The sequence below is a fragment of the Escherichia sp. MOD1-EC5495 genome (assembly GCF_002965965.1).
In the GTDB taxonomy this organism is placed as follows: Bacteria; Pseudomonadota; Gammaproteobacteria; order Enterobacterales; family Enterobacteriaceae; genus Escherichia; species Escherichia ruysiae.
Genome location: NZ_PTRI01000024.1, coordinates 33,242 through 53,865 on the forward strand (window position 1 = coordinate 33,242; position 20,624 = coordinate 53,865).

Below are 20,624 nucleotides of genomic sequence, written 5' to 3' on the forward strand. Positions count from 1 at the left end.
CAAAGCGTACTTTGTCAACAATCTGAAGCCGGCGAATGCCGGCTTTTTTAATGCGATAATTTAATCCTATGGGTGGCGCACAATGAATACCCTTCCAGAACAGTACGCAAATACCGCTCTCCCCACCCTGCCCGGTCAACCGCAAAATCCATGCGTCTGGCCCCGTGACGAATTAACCGTCTCTGGGATAAAAGCCCATATTGATACCTTCCAGCGTTGGCTGGGCGATGCCTTTGATAGCGGGATCTCCGCAGAACAATTGATTGAAGCCCGTACCGAGTTTATCGACCAACTCCTGCAACGGTTATGGATTGAAGCCGGTTTCAGCCAGATTGCCGACCTGGCGCTGGTCGCTGTCGGTGGCTATGGTCGTGGCGAGCTGCATCCGCTTTCAGACGTCGATTTACTGATCTTAAGCCGTAAGAAACTCCCGGACGACCAGGCACAAAAAGTAGGCGAGCTGTTAACGCTGCTCTGGGATGTGAAACTGGAAGTTGGTCATAGCGTACGTACGCTTGAAGAATGCATCCTGGAAGGGTTATCGGATTTAACCGTCGCCACCAATTTAATTGAATCACGCCTGTTGATTGGCGATGTGGCGCTATTTCTCGAACTGCAAAAACACATTTTCAGCGAAGGATTCTGGCCTTCCGACAAGTTCTACGCGGCGAAAGTTGAAGAACAGAACCAGCGCCATCAGCGTTACCACGGCACCAGCTACAACCTTGAGCCAGACATCAAAAGCAGCCCCGGTGGCTTACGTGATATACACACTTTACAGTGGGTGGCCCGCCGCCATTTTGGCGCAACATCGCTGGATGAAATGGTGGGATTTGGCTTCTTAACCTCAGCGGAGCGGGCGGAATTAAACGAATGTCTGCATATATTGTGGCGTATTCGCTTTGCCCTGCATCTGGTCGTCAGCCGTTACGATAATCGCCTGTTATTCGATCGCCAGCTTAGCGTCGCCCAGCGTCTGAATTACAGTGGTGAAGGTAACGAACCGGTCGAGCGGATGATGAAGGACTATTTCCGCGTCACGCGCCGCGTCAGCGAACTCAACCAGATGCTGCTACAACTGTTTGATGAAGCCATCCTCGCCCTGCCCGCCGATGAAAAGCCGCGTCCGATTGACGATGAATTTCAGCTACGCGGTACGCTTATCGACCTGCGCGATGAAACGCTGTTTATGCGCCAGCCAGAAGCCATCTTGCGTATGTTCTACACCATGGTGCGTAATAGCGCGATCACCGGCATTTACTCCACCACGCTGCGCCAGTTACGTCACGCCCGCCGTCATCTGCAACAACCACTGTGCAACATTCCTGAAGCGCGAAAGCTATTTTTGAGCATTCTGCGTCACCCCGGCGCAATGCGTCGCGGGTTACTGCCGATGCATCGCCATAGCGTGCTGGGCGCCTATATGCCCCAATGGTCGCATATCGTCGGGCAGATGCAGTTTGACCTGTTCCACGCTTACACAGTGGATGAACATACCATTCGCGTTATGTTGAAACTGGAGAGTTTTGCCAGTGAAGAAACGCGCCAGCGCCATCCGTTGTGTGTGGACGTCTGGCCGCGCCTGCCGTCACCGGAGCTGATTTTCATCGCCGCACTGTTTCACGATATCGCCAAAGGGCGCGGCGGCGACCACTCCATACTCGGCGCACAAGACGTGGTGCATTTTGCCGAACTCCACGGGCTGAACTCACGCGAAACGCAACTGGTCGCCTGGCTGGTTCGCCAGCACTTGCTGATGTCGGTCACCGCCCAGCGCCGCGATATTCAGGATCCGGAAGTCATCAAACAATTCGCCGAAGAAGTACAAACGGAAAATCGACTGCGTTTTCTGGTCTGTTTAACGGTAGCCGATATTTGCGCCACTAACGAAACACTGTGGAATAGCTGGAAGCAAAGTCTGTTGCGCGAACTCTATTTTGCCACCGAAAAACAGCTACGACGCGGAATGCAAAACACGCCAGATATGCGCGAACGGGTTCGCCATCACCAGCTTCAGGCACTGGCGCTGCTGCGTATGGACAATATCGACGAAGAGGCGCTACACCAGATCTGGTCTCGCTGTCGCGCTAACTATTTTGTCCGCCATAGCCCAAATCAACTGGCCTGGCACGCTCGCCATTTATTACAGCATGATTTAAGCAAGCCGCTGGTATTACTTAGCCCACAGGCTACGCGCGGCGGCACCGAGATTTTTATCTGGAGCCCGGACCGCCCCTATCTGTTTGCCGCCGTCTGTGCCGAATTAGACCGCCGCAATTTAAGTGTCCACGACGCACAAATTTTCACCACTCGCGACGGTATGGCGATGGATACCTTCATCGTGCTGGAACCCGATGGTAGCCCGCTATCCGCAGATCGTCATGAGGTTATTCGGTTTGGTCTGGAGCAAGTACTGACACAAAGTAGCTGGCAACCGCCACAGCCGCGTCGCCAACCGGCTAAATTACGTCACTTTACTGTTGAAACCGAAGTGACGTTTTTGCCGACCCATACCGACCGAAAATCATTCCTCGAATTGATCGCGCTGGATCAACCAGGCTTGCTGGCGAGGGTGGGGAAAATTTTTGCCGATCTGGGAATTTCGCTTCATGGCGCCCGAATTACAACCATTGGTGAGCGAGTAGAAGATTTATTCATAATCGCCACCGCCGACCGACGTGCACTTAATAATGAGTTGCAGCAGGAAGTGCATCAGCGGTTGACAGAGGCCCTCAATCCAAACGATAAAGGGTGATGTGTTTACTGATATGAAAAGAGTTTAACAATGCAGCAGTTACAGAACATTATTGAAACCGCTTTTGAACGCCGTGCCGAAATCACGCCAGCCAATGCAGACACCGTTACCCGCGAAGCGGTAAATCAGGTGATCTCGCTGCTGGACTCCGGCGCTCTGCGTGTTGCGGAAAAAATCGACGGTCAGTGGGTGACGCATCAGTGGTTGAAAAAAGCGGTGCTGCTCTCTTTCCGTATTAATGATAATCAGGTGATCGAAGGGGCAGAAAGCCGCTACTTCGATAAAGTGCCGATGAAATTCGCCAACTACGACGAAGCGCGTTTCCAGAAAGAAGGTTTCCGCGTAGTACCGCCAGCGGCAGTGCGTCAGGGTGCGTTTATTGCCCGTAACACCGTGCTGATGCCGTCTTACGTCAACATCGGCGCATACGTTGATGAAGGCACCATGGTTGATACCTGGGCGACCGTCGGTTCTTGTGCGCAGATTGGTAAAAACGTCCACCTGTCTGGTGGTGTAGGCATTGGTGGTGTGCTGGAGCCGCTGCAGGCTAACCCGACCATCATTGAAGATAACTGCTTCATCGGCGCGCGCTCTGAAGTGGTTGAAGGCGTAATTGTCGAAGAAGGCTCCGTCATTTCCATGGGCGTATATATCGGTCAGAGCACCCGTATTTACGACCGTGAAACCGGCGAAATCCACTACGGCCGCGTTCCGGCAGGTTCTGTGGTTGTTTCTGGCAACCTGCCGTCGAAAGATGGCAAATACAGCCTTTATTGTGCAGTTATCGTGAAGAAAGTTGACGCGAAAACTCGCGGCAAAGTCGGCATTAACGAACTGCTGCGTACCATCGACTAAAAGTATGCAAACGGGCAGCACGATGCTGCCCGTGTGCTTTCTGGCTCAGAATAATTCGTCCTACTCATTCTTCCTCCCCCCCCCTTTTTTAAATACTTTTTCATCTTGTTTCGGACTGTCATGTAATTCGCAAAACGAAGATAAATGTGCTAATCCATCCCATGGAATATCGCCAGAATAAAGCAGGTAATTTTTTGATTTTTACGCCATGATAGAAGTCTGGAAGAAAAAGGCTTTCTGCGATCACAGTCGAGCCGGGCGGGCCAGGCCAAATGCTAAGATAAGCACAATTTACTGACTCATTTTGAGGTAACGCTATGTACGACAATCTGAAAAGTCTGGGTATTACCAATCCTGAAGAAATTGATCGTTACAGCCTCCGGCAGGAAGCCAACAACGATATTCTGAAAATCTATTTTCAGAAAGACAAAGGTGAGTTTTTCGCCAAGAGCGTGAAGTTTAAATATCCGCGTCAGCGCAAAACGGTGGTCGCCGATGGTGTGGGTCAGGGTTATAAAGAAGTGCAGGAAATCAGCCCGAATCTTCGTTATATCATTGATGAGCTTGATCAAATCTGCCAGCGTGACCGTAGCGAAGTTGATCTTAAGCGTAAGATCCTCGATGACTTGCGTCACCTGGAGTCAGTGGTAACCAATAAGATCAGTGAGATTGAAGCGGATCTGGAAAAGCTGACACGCAAATAATAGTAACTGATGTCATTCTGCGAGCCGGGTAAAGTATCACCCGGCTTTAATTTTGTTATGAACCTACCGCTCTTCATCCAGTTGCAGCGCCACATACAGCAGCAACCTGTCATCAAAATTGCCCAAATCAAGCCCGGTCAGTTCTGATATACGATTAAGTCGATACTCCAGCGTATTTCGGTGAATAAACAGCGCCTTTGACGTTGCCAGCGGTTGCACATTGTGGCGAAACCACGCCGCCAGCGTTCGCCGCAGCAAGCCGTTAGTGTCCATCGCTTTCAATCGCGCCAGTGGTCGCGCCAGTTCGTTGGCCTGCCAGTCGCCGCGCAAACTATCAAGTAAGACTGGCAGCATCAAATCCTGATAAAAATAGCAGCGATTTTCGGGCATTCGCTGTTTACCAACCACCATCGTTGTTTTCGCCGTGCGGTAAGAGCGAGCAATACTGCCAGGTCCGGTAAAATAATTACCCAACGAAACGCGAAATCGCAGCTGACCGTACTCTTTCATACGAGTAATGAGCTGCTCAACTCGCTTACAATGTTCTTCTGCATCCCAGCGCCCAAACGGATTCAACGCCGGTTTCAACACCACCATTTCGGTCAGCGAGACAATCGCCACCAGATTATTACGCTCGGGTGTAATCAGCGCGTTTTGCAATTGCTGTAACTCCGCCATTGCGCTATCTACGCCAAGCTGACCGCTGTCGACCTCGACAATAGCCACCACTCGCGGCTGATTGAGGTCTATCCCCAGCCGTTGCGCCCATTCAGTGAGTGCGGGTGTATTCTCCTCGGCCTGAATCAGGTTCATCACCAGTTCTTCCCGCAAACGACTATCCTGCGCCAGCAGGTGCATCAACCGCGACTGCTCCAGCATCATTTCAGCCGTCATACAGACCAGTTCGCCATATTTGCGCAGATTCTCTGGTTCACCAGTCAGGCCAATTACGCCGACAATCTCACCTTCCAGCCGTAACGGTAGATTAATCCCCTGCCGCACACCGTGCAGATGACGTGCTACCGCGTCATCGATATCGACTACTCGTCCCTGCGAAAGTACCAGCAACGCACCTTCGTGCAATTCACCAATACGTTCACGATCGCCGCTGCCAATAATGCGCCCGCGAGCATCCATTACATTGATATTGGTATCGATAATGCGCATGGTGCGCGCCACAATGTCCTGCGCCATTTTGGTATCAAGATGCCAGCCAGCCATAAGCCCTCCGTTGTGCACGGTTTAGCATAAGGAAGTGAGGGAAGCGCGGCATTGTGCAAATGCCCAAAGGAACGAAGATATATATGGAGTTGTGGGGTAGTTCACAGATTGCATGAAGACCCCCTTCCCTGGGCAGGAAGGGGTTAAGGGAGATTACTGCATTAACAGGTAGATGGTGCTGTCGCCGCGCTGAATGTTCAGTGCCAGCACGGACGGTTTGCTGTCGAGAACTTTACGCAGTTCAGCGATGTTTTTCACTGCCTGCTGGTTCGCGCCAATAATCACATCACCTTTTTTCAGGCCAATCTGTGCAGCCGGGGTGCCCGTTTTCACGTTGTTCACGACGACGCCCTGATCTTTGCCTTTGTTGCTCATCTCAGCGCCTTCAATGCCGTTGAAGATGGAGCTGGAATCAACCTGATTCTGGCTGCTCTGCTGCAGTTCCAGGTTCACGTTAACCTGCTTACCGTCGCGCAGTAAGCCCAGAGTCAGTTTGCTGCCCACTGGCATAGTGCCAACCTGAGCTCGCAGCGCGGCAAAGCTGCTGATTGGCTTACCGTTCAGGGAGGTGATCACATCACCTGCTTTAATACCAGCTTTCGCGGCAGAAGAATTCGGCAGAACCTGACTTACGAATGCACCGCGCTGGGCGTCAACTTTCATCGCTTTCGCCAGTTCGGAGTTCAGTTCGGTTCCCATAATACCCAGCTCACCGCGTTTCACTTGGCCGTATTCCACCATCTGCGAGGTCAGGTTTTTCACCATGTTGCTCGGGATAGCAAAACCGATACCGATGTTGCCGCCGTCCGGTGCGAGGATCGCGGTGTTGATACCGATCAGTTCGCCGTTCAGGTTAACCAGCGCACCACCGGAGTTACCACGGTTGATCGCCGCATCGGTCTGGATGAAGTTTTCGTAGTTTTCGGCATTCAGGCCGCTACGCCCCAACGCAGAGACGATACCGGAAGTTACCGTCTCGCCCAGACCAAACGGGTTACCGATAGCGACGGTGTAATCCCCCACGCGCAGCGCGTCGGAATCCGCCATCTTAATTGCAGTCAGGTTTTTCGGGTTCTGGATTTGGATCAGCGCGATATCAGAACGCGGATCTTTGCCGACCATTTTCGCGTCAAACTTACGACCATCACTTAACTGAACTTTAATGACCGTCGCGTTATCGACAACGTGGTTGTTGGTGACGACATAGCCTTTATCGGCATCAATAATAACGCCAGACCCCAGCGCCATAAATTTTTGTTGCTGGCCGCCGCCGTTACCGCCCTGCCCGCCCTGGCAGAACGGAGAGCTCTGGAACGGAGAACCTTCCTGGCAGAACGGAGAATCATCGCCGAAGAACTGCTGGAAATTGCGCGGCATACGCGGCGTATTGACGGTTGTGCTACCTTCTACGTTAATGCTGACCACTGAAGGCATCACCTTTTCGAGCATCGGTGCAAGGCTTGGCATCTGCTGGGCTGTCGTTGCTGAAGAAGTCTCAGCCGCCGTTGCAGAGAGCGGAGATAATGCCAAACCTAAACTCAGAGCCAGTGCACTCAGTGCTAATGTGGTTTTTTTCATGTATTTCAGTCTCGATTAACAGATAACGCAAAATTGCTGTGTTCTTCAGATTCGTTTTATAGCGCGAAGTTCCGAACTAAAGTTTCTGCAAAAAGTAAAAATTTATTGTCCGTCTTTACAAAAGCCTGGTTATTGTTCTACCGCCATCAGCCGCCGATATTCATCCCACGCATAAAGGTCCGTCATGCCACTGATATAATCCTGTAACAGCCGACAACGATAATAATATTCCCATAACGGGAACTCAGGAGAATCTGACGATAATTTACTGACAGCCTCGACATAGGCCAGCCGATGGCGCGTTGAGAGCTTATGGAATAAGCGTGATTCAATGGGGAAACGTTTTACTCGCTCTTTTTCTACCAGTTCAGTAAAGTCTGATAATGACATGCTTAATAAAGGACGATAAATCTCTAATAACCCGCTAATCACCCGATACCCCTGCAACTCAAGCTGCTCGACATCTGGATGGCTAAACACATGTTTTACGGCGACATTTTTATATAACTTCAAAAGTTCACTACATTCACTGGCATCTTCTAACAGGGCATGATTAAACGTTCCGGCAAAAATCGTCGGCAAATTATCAATAAATCGTTGTGCCGCATAGGGCACCAGCTTATTGAGGGTGTTCACCCGTAAATACATAAAAAACTGATCTTCCGTACTGCGGCTTAAACTATTTGAGCGCGATTTTTCCCAGGCATTTTCTACCACTTGTGCAAACAGAGAACCTTTCTCATGCTGACCCCACGCATCATGCAAATGATGATAAAGCTGCTCAACGGTAAATATTCTTTTCTCTACCGCATCTTCAAGATCAGCCACACAATAAGAGATATCGTCAGCTGCTTCCATAATCCACGTTAATGGAAAACGACTGTAAAGCGCCAAATTAAGTTCTTTACGCAAACGGGCAATATAGACTTCTTCAGAAAGATAATAGCCCGGTTTTTTCATTAAATAGTGGTGAGTCTCAGGCGTTTCACCACGCCACCACGCCGGACGAGTATATTTTAAAATACCGCCAACCTGCGCCCAGGTGAGATTCATACGCATCAATGTATGCACCAGACGAATACCTTGTGCATTACCTTCAAAATGACATAAGTCCTGACGAATTTTGCGCCGCAGCTCGTTAAGTTGTTCCTCTCCTTCCCGCAATCGCAACGCTGTCACGCTACAGCGATCGTCAGTCAGCGGCTGACTTTCGGCATCCGCCGGGTACAAACGCTGGCGAAACCAGTCATTTATAGCCGCTTCGCCAAAATGACCAAACGGTGGATTACCGATATCGTGCATCAGGCATGACATCTCGACAATGCTTTCAAACGGCCCGGTCAGTTCATCCAGGCCGTACTCCTCCAGCAATTTAAGTTCTTTCAGACGACTTAAAATCTCTTTGGCGATATAGCGCCCCACCTGCTGAACTTCCATTGAATGGGTAAGACGCGTGCGTACGGCGGCATTGCGCTCAAGTGGAAAAACCTGGGTCTTTTGTTGCAGACGACGAATCGCCGGAGAGTTGATAATACGTCCGCGATCGCTTTCGAAGATCCGCAAGATCTCATGCTCGGTTTTAACACCCTGCGGTGAACGATAACGACGATGCCAGTTTATTTTTTTTCGGAAATCAATCTGTGCCATGTCCTCTCCCGCGTGAGAAATACGCTTCCCCGTAAGCGCATGATAAACTATGCCCTCAAATCGGGCTTATCGCGAGTAAATCTATGAAAATCGGCATCATTGGTGCAATGGAAGAAGAAGTTACGCTGCTGCGTGACAAAATCGAAAACCGTCAAACTCTCCGTCTGGGTGGCTGTGAAATCTACACAGGTCAACTGAACGGAACCGAGGTTGCGCTTCTGAAATCGGGCATCGGTAAAGTCGCTGCGGCGCTGGGTGCGACTCTGCTGCTGGAACACTGCAAACCAGATGTGATTATTAACACCGGTTCTGCAGGGGGCCTGGCGCCAACGCTGAAAGTGGGCGATATCGTTGTCTCTGACGAAGCACGCTATCACGACGCGGATGTCACGGCATTTGGTTATGAATATGGTCAGTTACCTGGCTGTCCGGCAGGCTTCAAAGCTGATGATAAACTGATCGCTGCCGCCGAGTCCTGCATTGCCGAACTGAATCTTAACGCTGTACGTGGCCTGATTGTCAGCGGCGACGCGTTCATCAACGGCTCTGTTGGTCTGGCGAAAATCCGCCACAACTTCCCGCAGGCCATTGCGGTAGAGATGGAAGCGACAGCTATCGCTCATGTTTGCCACAATTTTAACGTACCGTTTGTGGTGGTACGCGCCATCTCCGACGTGGCCGATCAACAGTCTCATCTCAGCTTCGACGAATTTCTGGCCGTTGCAGCCAAACAGTCCAGCCTGATGGTTGAGTCACTGGTGCAGAAACTGGCTCATGGCTAAGTCACTGTTCAGGGCGCTGGTCGCCCTGTCTTTTCTCGCGCCGCTGTGGCTCAACGCCGCGCCGCGCGTTATCACACTTTCCCCCGCCAACACTGAACTTGCCTTTGCCGCCGGGATCACGCCGGTAGGGGTCAGTAGTTATTCCGACTATCCGCCAGAAGCGCAGACTATTGAGCAGGTTTCCACCTGGCAAGGGATGAATCTGGAACGCATCGTGGCGCTGAAACCCGATTTGGTGGTTGCCTGGCGCGGAGGCAATGCCGAGCGGCAGGTTGACCAGCTTGCTTCGCTGGGAATAAAAGTCATGTGGGTCGATGCGACAAGCATTGAACAAATTGCCGATGCGTTACGTCAACTGGCCCCCTGGAGTCCGCAACCTGACAAGGCCGGGAAAGCCGCGCAAACCTTACTGGAGCAGTATGCGCAACTGAAAGCGCAATATGCTGATAAACCGAAAAAACGTGTTTTCTTACAATTCGGCATTAATCCGCCGTTCACCAGCGGAAAAGAGTCGATTCAGAACCAGATACTGGAAGTTTGCGGCGGAGAAAACATCTTTAAAGACAGTCGAGTTCCCTGGCCGCAGGTTAGCCGTGAGCAAGTATTAGCACGCGCGCCGCAGGCCATTGTCATCACTGGCGGAGCGGATAAAATTCCTAAAATAAAGCAATACTGGGGCGAACAACTCAAAATTCCCGTTATTCCTCTCACAAGTGACTGGTTTGAACGCGCAAGCCCACGTATTATCCTCGCTGCACAACAACTCTGTAATGCGCTTTCACAAGTGGATTAGCGCCTGACCTTTCAGGTGCTCAGTGGGGATTGAAAAATGCTCGTCTATTGGCTGGATATAGTCGGTACAGCGGTATTTGCCATCTCCGGCGTTTTGCTGGCCGGAAAATTGCGTATGGACCCTTTTGGCGTCCTGGTTCTGGGCGTGGTTACCGCAGTAGGTGGCGGGACAATTCGCGACATGGCGCTGGATCACGGTCCGGTATTTTGGGTGAAAGATCCCACCGATCTGGTTGTCGCGATGGTGACCAGTATGCTGACTATCGTTCTGGTACGCCAGCCAAGGCGCTTACCCAAATGGATGCTGCCGGTGCTGGATGCTGTTGGTCTGGCTGTGTTCGTTGGCATTGGCGTCAACAAAGCCTTTAATGCGGAAGCCGGCCCGTTAATCGCGGTTTGTATGGGTGTGATCACCGGCGTTGGCGGCGGGATCATCCGCGATGTACTGGCGCGCGAAATCCCCATGATATTACGCACAGAAATCTACGCGACGGCCTGTATTATCGGCGGTATTGTCCATGCTACAGCTCATTACACCTTCTCCGTACCGCTGGAAACAGCCAGTATGATGGGAATGGTTGTAACGCTATTGATACGGCTGGCGGCTATTCGGTGGCATCTGAAATTGCCGACGTTTGCGCTGGATGAGAATGGGCGTTGAAGAGAGAAGATGTGCCGGATAGTTTATCCGGCACATTAACAGCAGATTAGATGCTGAAGGAAGAACCGCAACCGCAGGTGCTTTTCGCATTCGGGTTGGTTACGATGAAGCGTGAACCTTCCAGACCTTCGGTATAATCAACGGAACCGCCGACCAGATATTGCAGGCTCATCGGGTCAACCACCAGGCCAACGCCCTGTTTTTCGATGGTCATATCGCCTTCGTTCACCTGATCATCAAAGGTGAAACCATACTGGAAGCCGCTGCAACCGCCACCGGTGATATACACGCGTAATTTCAGATTCGGGTTATCTTCGTCAGCGATCAGGCTTTTAACTTTGTTGGCTGCTGCGTCGGTAAACTCCAGCGGCAGTGCTACGTCATCACTCATATTTTGCTCCAAACGACATCGGCAATTGGGCAAATTCTAACCCAATAATAACTGCCATTATCTAATACCCTGGTATTTCGTTCAAGTATTCTCGCTGGCAGCCACGGCCTTGCTTCGCGCCAGCTGCTCCGCTTCCTGTTTTGCCAGCGTGCGGGCAAGAATCGCCGAGTATAACGGTTTTCCACCAGTAAATTGTGCTAATAGTGTTGCGCCAAGACCGGTAATAATCATTGGCAAAATGAGCTGATAGTTATCTGTCATCTCAAGTACCAGGATGATCCCGGTCAACGGCGCACGAACAGAGGCCGCCAGTAACGCCCCCATTCCAGCAATAGCAAATGTCCCTGCTTCAAGGTGGTATTGCGGAAATATCTCCGTGGCAGCCATGCCAAATGCCGTTCCCAAAACCGTACCGAGCGCCAGCATCGGAGCGAAAATACCGCCCGGCGCACCGGAAGAGAAGCAAAGCAGCGTAGTGATCACCCGTGCGACAAAAATAAAAATCAGCATTCCCATGCTGAAATTCCCCGCTGTGGCGATAGGAATCAGGTTAAAACCGCCGCCTGAAGTTTCTGGCGCAACGAACCCCAGCAAACCGCACAGACCGCCAATCGCACCGCCCATCAGCACCCATTTAGTGATATTGCCGCCGTGCACACGGTGCAGTAAATCCTGCATCCCCAGCACCCATTTATTAAAAATAGGGCCGAAAATACCAAAAATAATACCGAGGATCAGATAAAGCCACAGCGTATTGAGCGGCGCGTCAGAAAGTTTACCGACGTCAATTAACGCGACTTCGTGATTAAATATCCGGTACATAATGGTCGACATAATGACGCCAATAAATACCGCCTTAATCGAAATCAGCGTATAGCGAAATTGCGGACGCATCTCTTCGATAATAAATAGAATACCCGCCAGCGGCGCGTTAAAGGCCGCCGCCAGACCAGCCGCTGCACCGGTTGCCAGCAACGTGTGGCGAGCTTCATCACCTTTCATGCGGAAAATATCAAGCACCATACGGCCAATGTTACCGCCGATTTGCACGGTTGGTCCTTCACGCCCAAGAACCATGCCACCACCGAGTGTCCCCAACCCGCCAAAGAATTTCACCGGCAATACACGCCACCAGCGAACGGGACGTTGATCTTCCAGCGCCCCTTCAATTTCCGGAATCCCCGAACCACCTGCTTCTGGCGCGTATTTACGCACCAGAAAGTAGCCGAACATTGCCAGCACCGCCGAACAAAGAAAAGCGACGACTAACAGAAGTGGGTAATTATCAGCGGTATGTACCAGCGCGCCCATACGTTGGTTTTGCAACCAGGCGACGCCTTTGTCAAAAGCAACTGCCGCCAGCCCGACAAGGGTGCCGACGACCGCCGCCATAAACAAAATGGCTAATGGCGTTTTGTCGCGCTCAAGAAGTTGGCGAATCAGTTGTCTGCGTCGCAGACGCGCGGCCTGCGGTATTTCATAAGAAGGAGTTTCGGTTTTCATCCAATGATCACATATTGGTCATACAAATAAGATGACGGCATTTTACTCGCTCGTTCCATGAAAATCCTTTGCAAAGCGTAATGTTTCAAATACTCAAAACTTTTATACTCTTAGAAATCCAGGTTGCAGCAGTATAAGCAACCTGATGTTTGACGAGTATTTAACTTGTTATGAATAACATAGAATAGCAGCCATTCACTTTTTCTACGAATCAGGAACCCTCCATGAGTAAGTCTGAAAACCTTTACAGCGCAGCGCGCGAGCTGATCCCTGGCGGTGTGAACTCTCCTGTTCGCGCCTTTACCGGCGTGGGCGGCACTCCACTGTTTATCGAAAAAGCGGACGGTGCTTATCTGTACGACGTTGATGGCAAAGCCTATATCGATTATGTCGGTTCCTGGGGGCCGATGGTGCTGGGTCATAATCATCCGGCGATCCGCAATGCAGTGATTGAAGCCGCTGAACGTGGTCTGAGCTTTGGCGCGCCGACCGAAATGGAAGTAAAAATGGCGGAGCTGGTGACCGAACTCGTGCCGACGATGGATATGGTGCGCATGGTGAACTCCGGCACCGAAGCAACGATGAGCGCCATCCGCCTGGCGCGTGGTTTTACCGGTCGCGACAAAATCATTAAATTCGAAGGTTGTTACCACGGTCACGCTGACTGCCTGCTGGTGAAAGCTGGTTCTGGCGCGCTCACGTTAGGTCAGCCAAACTCTCCGGGCGTTCCGGCAGATTTCGCCAAACATACCTTAACCTGTACCTATAACGATCTGGCGTCTGTACGCGCCGCGTTTGAACAGTATCCGCAAGAGATTGCCTGCATTATCGTCGAGCCAGTGGCAGGCAACATGAACTGTGTTCCTCCGCTGCCAGAGTTCCTGCCGGGTCTGCGCGCGCTGTGTGACGAGTTTGGCGCATTGCTGATCATCGATGAAGTTATGACCGGCTTCCGCGTGGCGCTGGCAGGCGCACAGGATTATTACGGCGTGGTGCCGGATCTCACCTGCCTCGGCAAAATCATCGGCGGTGGGATGCCAGTAGGCGCATTCGGCGGTCGTCGTGATGTAATGGATGCACTGGCTCCGACCGGCCCGGTCTATCAGGCTGGTACGCTTTCCGGTAACCCAATTGCGATGGCAGCAGGTTTCGCCTGTCTGAATGAAGTCGCGCAGCCGGGCATTCACGAAACGCTGAATGAGTTAACCACGCGTTTGGCAGAAGGTCTGCTGGAAGCGGCAGAAGAAGCGGGAATTCCGCTGGTCGTTAACCATGTTGGCGGCATGTTCGGTATTTTCTTTACCGACGCCGAGTCCGTGACGTGCTACCAGGACGTGATGGCCTGTGACGTGGAACGCTTTAAGCGTTTCTTCCATATGATGCTGGATGAAGGTGTATATCTGGCACCGTCAGCGTTTGAAGCGGGCTTTATGTCTGTAGCGCACAGCATGGAAGATATCAACAACACCATCGATGCTGCGCGTCGGGTGTTTGCGAAATTGTGATGATTTTGCCTCGCCCACCGGGCGAGGCATTCAATTAACGGCTCTGCTTTCTCAACAAATAGATAAAGTACGGCGCGCCAATAAACGTCGATAGCAGCCCCGCTGGGATCTGGAACGGAAACAGCACCATCCGCCCACACCAGTCAGCGAATACCAGCAATAAACCTCCCACCAACGCCGAAATCACAATGTGCGGCATCGTCCGTCGAAAGCCCATCATCCGCGCGATATGCGGTGCCATCAGACCAACAAAACTCAACGGTCCAATAGTCATCGTCGCGGTCGCTGTCAGACAGGCCGCCAGCATCAGCAACGCAATTCGCGTCGGCGTCAGCGCCATTCCCACAGCTCGTGCGGTATCACCACCCAGCGGTAAAATGGTCAGCCAGCGGCGGCACAGCGGAGTAATCGCCAGCAAAATCACCATCACAATTCCGGTGCGCCAGACCTGTGCATCGGTCGCGTTGTAGGTCGAACCGGAAATCCAGGTCAGCACTTGCGCCATTCGCGGGTCACCACTCGCCTGCAACATCATCAAAAGCATGGTGAACGCGGTGCTTAACGCCATCCCCGCAAGCAACATCCGGTGTGGGGAAAAACCTCCGCGACCGGCAGCGATCATAATGATTAACAAGGTCACCGCCGCGCCGAGACTTCCCGCAGGCAACAGCCAGCCAAAGGCGTTGCCCGGCACCAGAAACAGCATCAACACGACGCCAAACGCCGCACCGGAACTAATCCCCAGCACTTCCGGGCTTGCCATCGGGTTGCCAGTCAGCCGCTGAATAATGCAGCCCGCCACCGCCAGCATTACGCCCGCAAACAGTGCTGCCATAATTCGCGGCCAGCGCCAGGGCATTAAATCATCAAGCAGCGCCCCGCTCGCCCACGTCCAGCCGTGCGCATCACGGCCAAACGACAGCGCCACCACCACAGCAATCAGCAGCAGCACGCCGCCCGCGAGGGCAAACGCCAGCACATGTTGGCGTTCAGTCGCGACACGATCGTTAACCTTCATATCCGGCGCGCTAATGCTGCGTAAACGCGGCAGCAGCCACAGTAGCAGCGGCGCACCTATCAACGCAGTCACCGATCCGGTGGAAACTTCCATCCACACGCGAGTCAGCCAGAGGATGATTTGATCGGAAAGCCAGAGGATCAACGCACCAATCAGCGACGCCAGCAGCAGTCGTGGCAGCAAACGCCGCGCCCCCAGCATTTTTGCCAGCAGTGGCGCGAACAAGCCGATAAAGCCGATAATCCCTACCGCGTTCACCAGCAGAGCACTGATGACAATCGCCAGCGACAGCGCCGCCAGACGCGCGAGCGACAAGGCCAGCCCGAGATTGCGCGCCACGCCATCATCAAGCCCCATCAGGGTTAACGGACGCAATAGCAGTAACGTCAGCATCACGCCACCCAGCAGCTGCGGCCATAAACGCTCAACGCCGCCCCAGTCGGTTTGCGTCAGCGTTCCGGTGCTCCACAGGAACATGCTTTGCAACTGGTCGTGATGGAAGATAACCAGTAACTGGTTGATGGCTCCACAATAAAGGCTCACCACCAGCCCCGCGAGGATCAGCGTTACCGGCGAAAGCCGTTTCCCCCACGCGACGCCAAAGACAATTAAGCCAACGACACAAGCCCCTGCCAACGCGGCAAACTGGCTCGCCATCGCGCCGGGGATCGCCCAGAGCGTGGTGACGGTAATTCCCAGTTGCGCGCCCGTTGCGACGCCCAGCGTGGTCGGTTCTGCCAAAGGGTTACGCAACACTTGCTGAAACAGCACGCCCACCAGCCCCAGACCTGCGCCAACCAACAGCGAAATAGCCAGACGCGGCAGCAAGCTGTAGTGAAAAATCATCTGTTCAATGACATCGATATCCGGCGACCAGGCAGCCTGCGCCCACTGACTACGCGGCAGCGCCTGCGAGAAGTTCATCCAGGTCAACGCCGCAGCGGCAATCACCAACAGCACCAGCAATAACACCGGGAAAAGCGCAATACGTTTACTCACGCTTTACCTCCAATGGCGTTATCCAGAATCCGCACAAAGTGCATTGCTGAAAGCGTCGCACCATAGAACCAGACTGCGGGTACGCGCTGAAAGCGTCCGGCACGGACAAACGGCATGGCCTGCCACAGCGGCGTCGCCATTAACGCGTCCATCTCTTTGCTGTTATCGTGATCAAAACAGAGCACATCAACATCTTTGTACGCTGCCAAACGATCGATACTGACGGCGATACTGCCCCAGAAGTTGGTTTCACCCTGCCAGGCATTTGGGATGCCGTATTCATCGAGAATTTCCTGGAACAGGCTGTTTGGACCGAAGACCAGCATATGGCGCGGATCAATCAATGTTGTCAGCAATAATGGACGCGCTCCTCGCTTCACAAAGCGGGGTTTCATGCTGCGGATAAAGTCTTCATATTGCGCTAAATGCGTTTCTGCTGCGCTTTTCAGGTTAAGTAAATCGGCCATTTCCGCCAGCGATTTACGCGCCATCGCCAGCGGCTGTTTGCCGTCGCTGAAGTTAAATCCGCGTCCCGGCGCAATACGAGCCAACATTTCTGGTGAAGGACCATATCCCGCCGACCAGACCATAAACGACGGTTTCATTTCGGTCAGCAGTTCGAGGTTAGGTTCTGTACGCAAACCAACGTCAATCACCGACTCCGGCAACGGCGGTTCGCTGACCCACAGACGATAATTGATGGTGTCCGCCACACCGTAAGGCACGATGCCGAGCGCCAGTAGTAACTCCACCGGCAACCACTCCAGTGCCACAATACGATTTGGATCAATAGCCGCCGCACGGGCGGTATTCATCTGCCATAACAACGGAGAAAGCGCCATCGCCGTTAACAGTCGGCGGCGCGAAATAAGAGGTAAGCCGCTCATTAATAAACAAAACTCACAGGTGCTGCACCCGCCGGATGCGGCAAAATACCCATCGGGATGCCATAAATCATTTCGAGGGTTTCGCCGCGCATAATTTCCGCAGGCGTTCCCTGAGCAATCATTTCACCGCCGCGCAGGGCGACCAGATAATCACAGTAACGCGCTGCCATATTGATATCGTGCAGCACGGCAATGACCGTCAGACCACGTTCCTGACTTAAACGATGCACCAGCGCCAGTACGTCAACCTGGTGCGCAATATCCAGCGCCGAGGTCGGTTCGTCGAGCAACAGACAGCGGCTATCCTGCGCCACCAGCATGGCGATCCAGGCCCGCTGACGTTCGCCGCCAGAGAGACTATCGACCAGACGATGCGCCAGCGGTTTTAAACCAACCAGCGAGATAGCTTCCTCGACCTTTTCGCGATCTGCCGCACCAAAGCGCCCCAGCGCGCCATGCCACGGGTAACGACCAATTGCCACCAGTTCACGCACGGTCATCCCTTCTGCCGGAGGAAGCTGCTGCGGCAAATAAGCCACTTTGCGGGCGAAGGCTTTGCTGCTCCAGCTTTCCAGCGGCTGGGCATCAAGAAGAATTTCACCTTCCGACGGCGGCTGATGACGACCGAGCATTTTGAGCAGAGTGGATTTACCAGAACCGTTGTGACCAATCAGACCAGTCACTTTCCCGGCAGGAAAGGTTAACGACAGCGGATGCAAAAGCGTGCGCCCGGGCACACGAAAGGAGATATTACGCAGTGCAAAAGTGGTATCGGAATGATTCGTGTATTCCTGCATAACAGCCAACTTGTGAAACGGGCACGGAAATCCGTGCCCCAAAAGAGAAATTAGAAACGGAAGGTTGCGGTTGCAACGACCTGACGTTCTGCGCCCCAGAAGCAGCCATAGGTATTAAAGCAGCTGGCGACGTATTCACGATCGAACAGGTTGTTGACATGCAGCGCCACGTTGGAGCCAGCCATACCGACTCGCGCCAGATCATAACGCACTAACGCATCCACGACCGTATAACTTCCCACTTTAAAGGAGTTAGCCGGATCACCATAGCTGGAGCCAGTATAACGACCACCAGTGCCCAGCGTCAGACCTGAAAGTGGGCCGTCAAAGAAGGTGTAGTCAGCCCACAGAGAAGCCATGTGTTTTGGCACCTGCGCAGGCGTATTGCCTTTGTAGGTAGTATCGGTGGTGTATTCCGCATCGGTGTAGGTATAAGAACCCACCACGTTAACACTCGCCGACAACGCCGCTTTTGCTTCGATTTCTACGCCACGTGCGCGGATCTCGCCACCTTCAACCGAGAAGAAAGAACCCTCAGGGTCCGCCATCAGGTTATTGGTTTTGGTGAGATTATACAGTGCACCTGTCACCACAATTGGGCGATCTTCCGGCACATATTTCACGCCGACTTCGTACTGCTTACCTTTAGACGGTGCGAAAATATTACCATCCTTTCCGACCTGGGAAGAAGGTTCAAACGATTCGCTATAGCTGAAGTACGGTGTTACGCCATTATCAAACAGGTAGTTAACACCACCACGCCAGGTAAACTGTTTGTCATCACGTTTATCGGTCGTCCCGGCAACGCGGTTAAGAGATTCTTGATCCGCCCAGTCATAACGGCCACCCAGGGTGACCAGAACTTTATCCCACTGCGCCTGATCCTGAACGTAAATACCCGTTTGCTTCTGCTTATTCAGAATGCGGTAAGGGCCGGAGTTTGCCGGATCTTTCGCATTGAAGTCGAAATCGGTATTCACCGGATTGTACAGATCGAGCAGCGGTACGGAGTCGTCGTAACCAAACCAGGCGTTGATGTCGTTACGCATACGCATGAAATCAACACCGGTCAGCAGGGTGTGGTCGATATCGCCAGTGGCAAACTTGCTCTGCAACTGGGTATCAACAGAGAAGTTTTGCAGTTTCTCATCATCAACGACGTATTTACGTGCCAGATAATGGCCTTTGTCCGCAGGCGCTAATGCCGCACATTGTTGGCTGTAAGCATTCGCCGGATCGGAGCAGACACCGTAACCATAAACGCTGTTTTGCGAGGTTTTGTTTTCCGCAAAGCGCAGGTTCTGACGCACGGTAAAGGTATCGTTAAATTCGTGGTCGAAGCTGTACCCTACCATCTTCTCATTACGAGAATAGGTGTTGTTTTTCGCGCCTTCGTTAAAGTCCGTCGGCAGACGCTTACCGTTCGGCAGCGGCTCAACGGTTCCCTCTTTTGGCAACCAGCCGTAATAACCGGTTTCCGGCTCGTTCTGGAAGTAAGAAAGGAAGGTGAAATTGGTTTTATCGTCCGGACGCCAGGTGAACGCCGGTGCAATAGCATAACGCTGCTCTTCTGACCCTTTCTGCTGAGCATTGGCAGAACGCGCAAGACCGGTCAGACGATAAGAGTAAACGCCGTCATCATCCAGCGCATCACTAAAGTCAAAACCGGTCTGGAACAGGCTGTCAGTACCGGCTTTAAACTGAACTTCTTTCAGAGGTTCGGTAGTCGGGCGTTTGCTGACCATGTTCAACAGGCCGCCAGGGCTGCTTTTACCGTAAAGCACGGAAACCGGGCCACGCATAATTTCAGCACGTTCCAGCATATACGGGTCAATGACCGCATCGTTATAGAAGTTACCCTGCAACTTCAGGCCGTTCAGATAGTTATTCTGGCTTTGGCCTTCTGCGGCAAAACCGCGAATGATCAGGTGGTCATAGGTGTTGGATGCGCCACGCGTACCAACAGAGACACCCGGCGTGTAGCTAAGTGCCTCTTTGACTGACTTAGGCTGATGCAGCGCCATCTCTTCGGCGGTCACAACAGAAATAGACTGTGGCACTTTTTGAATCGGCGTATCTGTTTTGGTGCCGGTAGCGGATTGTCGCGCTGCTATGGTAGCCGCCGGCCCCCACGCGCTTTCTTGCGGTGCAGGTGCTGCGGTAACGGTGATAGTGTCTTCTTTCGGTTCAACCGCTGCCTGTGCATAAACAGACATGCCGCTAACCGCTGTGGCTACTACAACTGCGATTTTACGCAGCGAGTGTTTTGGCTGAGCAGTTTTGTAACGCGCCATTGGTATATCTCTGATGTAAAGTGAATGATAACGTAAACGAGAATGATTATTATAAAGATAAGATAATATTCGAAAGGCTGACGGGTTCGCAAGCGGTACGCAATATGCGCGCCCCTGAAGGGTCAATAAACAATCAGATGAAAAGAAAGGGTTAATTGTTTAGGCGGGATGTTACTGAACTTGATTTATCTACGCCCTGTGTTCATTCACTCCACAAGGCGTAGTGATTTATTCC

The 20,624-nt window shown here is 52.4% G+C and carries 18 protein-coding genes; 7 read left to right on the plus strand and 11 right to left on the minus strand.

What is annotated here, in order from left to right:
* Positions 1–82 precede the first annotated feature (82 nt).
* From glnD to BEG40_RS18075, 3 genes are all read left to right on the plus strand, one after another.
* Complete coding sequence (glnD, locus tag BEG40_RS18065; protein ID WP_001094592.1) at positions 83–2,755, plus strand: bifunctional uridylyltransferase/uridylyl-removing protein GlnD; 2,673 nt, start codon at positions 83–85, stop codon at positions 2,753–2,755.
* 30 nt (positions 2,756–2,785) lie between these two features.
* On the plus strand, positions 2,786–3,610 hold the full coding sequence (gene dapD, locus BEG40_RS18070) for a 2,3,4,5-tetrahydropyridine-2,6-dicarboxylate N-succinyltransferase (protein ID WP_001186663.1): 825 nt from the start codon (positions 2,786–2,788) through the stop codon (positions 3,608–3,610).
* Between the two features lie 317 nt (positions 3,611–3,927).
* Positions 3,928–4,314, plus strand: a complete 387-nt coding sequence (locus BEG40_RS18075) for a DUF3461 family protein (RefSeq protein WP_000272188.1) — start codon at positions 3,928–3,930, stop codon at positions 4,312–4,314.
* Between the two features lie 63 nt (positions 4,315–4,377).
* Here BEG40_RS18075 and cdaR read toward each other — a convergent pair whose 3' ends face one another.
* The 3 genes from cdaR to dgt all read right to left on the minus strand — a co-directional run bounded on the left by cdaR (position 4,378) and on the right by dgt (position 8,760).
* Positions 4,378–5,535, minus strand: coding sequence for a DNA-binding transcriptional regulator CdaR (gene cdaR / locus BEG40_RS18080; protein WP_000929428.1), 1,158 nt, complete (start codon positions 5,533–5,535; stop codon positions 4,378–4,380).
* A gap of 153 nt (positions 5,536–5,688) precedes the next feature.
* Positions 5,689–7,113, minus strand: a complete 1,425-nt coding sequence (degP, locus tag BEG40_RS18085; RefSeq protein WP_000753946.1) for a serine endoprotease DegP — start codon at positions 7,111–7,113, stop codon at positions 5,689–5,691.
* Between the two features lie 129 nt (positions 7,114–7,242).
* On the minus strand, positions 7,243–8,760 hold the full coding sequence (gene dgt / locus BEG40_RS18095; RefSeq protein ID WP_105285876.1) for a dGTPase: 1,518 nt from the start codon (positions 8,758–8,760) through the stop codon (positions 7,243–7,245).
* Between the two features lie 83 nt (positions 8,761–8,843).
* Here dgt and mtnN point away from each other — a divergent pair, with 83 nt between their 5' ends.
* From mtnN to BEG40_RS18110, 3 genes are read left to right on the plus strand one after another with little or no spacing between them, the layout of a single operon-like run.
* Entirely contained in the window at positions 8,844–9,542 is a 699-nt protein-coding gene (mtnN, locus tag BEG40_RS18100) for a 5'-methylthioadenosine/S-adenosylhomocysteine nucleosidase (protein WP_000689855.1), read from the plus strand.
* Complete coding sequence (btuF, locus tag BEG40_RS18105) at positions 9,535–10,335, plus strand: vitamin B12 ABC transporter substrate-binding protein BtuF (protein ID WP_105285877.1); 801 nt, start codon at positions 9,535–9,537, stop codon at positions 10,333–10,335. Before mtnN ends, btuF begins: the two co-directional genes overlap by 8 nt.
* A gap of 36 nt (positions 10,336–10,371) precedes the next feature.
* On the plus strand, positions 10,372–10,995 hold the full coding sequence (locus tag BEG40_RS18110) for a TRIC cation channel family protein (RefSeq protein ID WP_000964220.1): 624 nt from the start codon (positions 10,372–10,374) through the stop codon (positions 10,993–10,995).
* Between the two features lie 46 nt (positions 10,996–11,041).
* Here BEG40_RS18110 and erpA read toward each other — a convergent pair whose 3' ends face one another.
* Genes erpA through BEG40_RS22175 form a run of 4 tightly spaced genes read right to left on the minus strand, consistent with a single transcriptional unit; the run spans position 11,042 to position 12,948 of the window.
* Complete coding sequence (gene erpA, locus BEG40_RS18115; protein ID WP_001295564.1) at positions 11,042–11,386, minus strand: iron-sulfur cluster insertion protein ErpA; 345 nt, start codon at positions 11,384–11,386, stop codon at positions 11,042–11,044.
* Positions 11,379–11,444 (minus strand): small protein YadW, encoded by a 66-nt coding sequence (gene yadW, locus BEG40_RS21810; protein ID WP_122998795.1) that lies wholly within the window; start codon positions 11,442–11,444, stop codon positions 11,379–11,381. The genes erpA and yadW overlap by 8 nt, the downstream gene beginning before the upstream one ends.
* A 23-nt stretch (positions 11,445–11,467) precedes the next feature.
* On the minus strand, positions 11,468–12,889 hold the full coding sequence (gene clcA, locus BEG40_RS18120; protein WP_105285878.1) for a H(+)/Cl(-) exchange transporter ClcA: 1,422 nt from the start codon (positions 12,887–12,889) through the stop codon (positions 11,468–11,470).
* Positions 12,886–12,948, minus strand: a complete 63-nt coding sequence (locus BEG40_RS22175) for a hypothetical protein (RefSeq protein WP_212741837.1) — start codon at positions 12,946–12,948, stop codon at positions 12,886–12,888. Before BEG40_RS22175 ends, clcA begins: the two co-directional genes overlap by 4 nt.
* A 165-nt stretch (positions 12,949–13,113) precedes the next feature.
* Here BEG40_RS22175 and hemL point away from each other — a divergent pair, with 165 nt between their 5' ends.
* On the plus strand, positions 13,114–14,394 hold the full coding sequence (gene hemL, locus BEG40_RS18125) for a glutamate-1-semialdehyde 2,1-aminomutase (RefSeq protein ID WP_000045244.1): 1,281 nt from the start codon (positions 13,114–13,116) through the stop codon (positions 14,392–14,394).
* A gap of 34 nt (positions 14,395–14,428) precedes the next feature.
* Here hemL and fhuB read toward each other — a convergent pair whose 3' ends face one another.
* Genes fhuB through fhuA form a run of 4 tightly spaced genes read right to left on the minus strand, consistent with a single transcriptional unit; the run spans position 14,429 to position 20,389 of the window.
* Positions 14,429–16,411: a Fe(3+)-hydroxamate ABC transporter permease FhuB gene (gene fhuB, locus BEG40_RS18130; RefSeq protein ID WP_105285879.1), complete on the minus strand. Its 1,983-nt coding sequence runs from the start codon at positions 16,409–16,411 to the stop codon at positions 14,429–14,431.
* Positions 16,408–17,298, minus strand: coding sequence for a Fe(3+)-hydroxamate ABC transporter substrate-binding protein FhuD (gene fhuD, locus BEG40_RS18135; protein ID WP_000016001.1), 891 nt, complete (start codon positions 17,296–17,298; stop codon positions 16,408–16,410). Before fhuD ends, fhuB begins: the two co-directional genes overlap by 4 nt.
* Complete coding sequence (gene fhuC / locus BEG40_RS18140) at positions 17,298–18,095, minus strand: Fe3+-hydroxamate ABC transporter ATP-binding protein FhuC (RefSeq protein WP_001158929.1); 798 nt, start codon at positions 18,093–18,095, stop codon at positions 17,298–17,300. The genes fhuD and fhuC overlap by 1 nt, the downstream gene beginning before the upstream one ends.
* Before the next feature lie 50 nt (positions 18,096–18,145).
* Positions 18,146–20,389 (minus strand): ferrichrome porin FhuA, encoded by a 2,244-nt coding sequence (gene fhuA / locus BEG40_RS18145; RefSeq protein ID WP_000135208.1) that lies wholly within the window; start codon positions 20,387–20,389, stop codon positions 18,146–18,148.
* Positions 20,390–20,624: the final 235 nt, after the last annotated feature.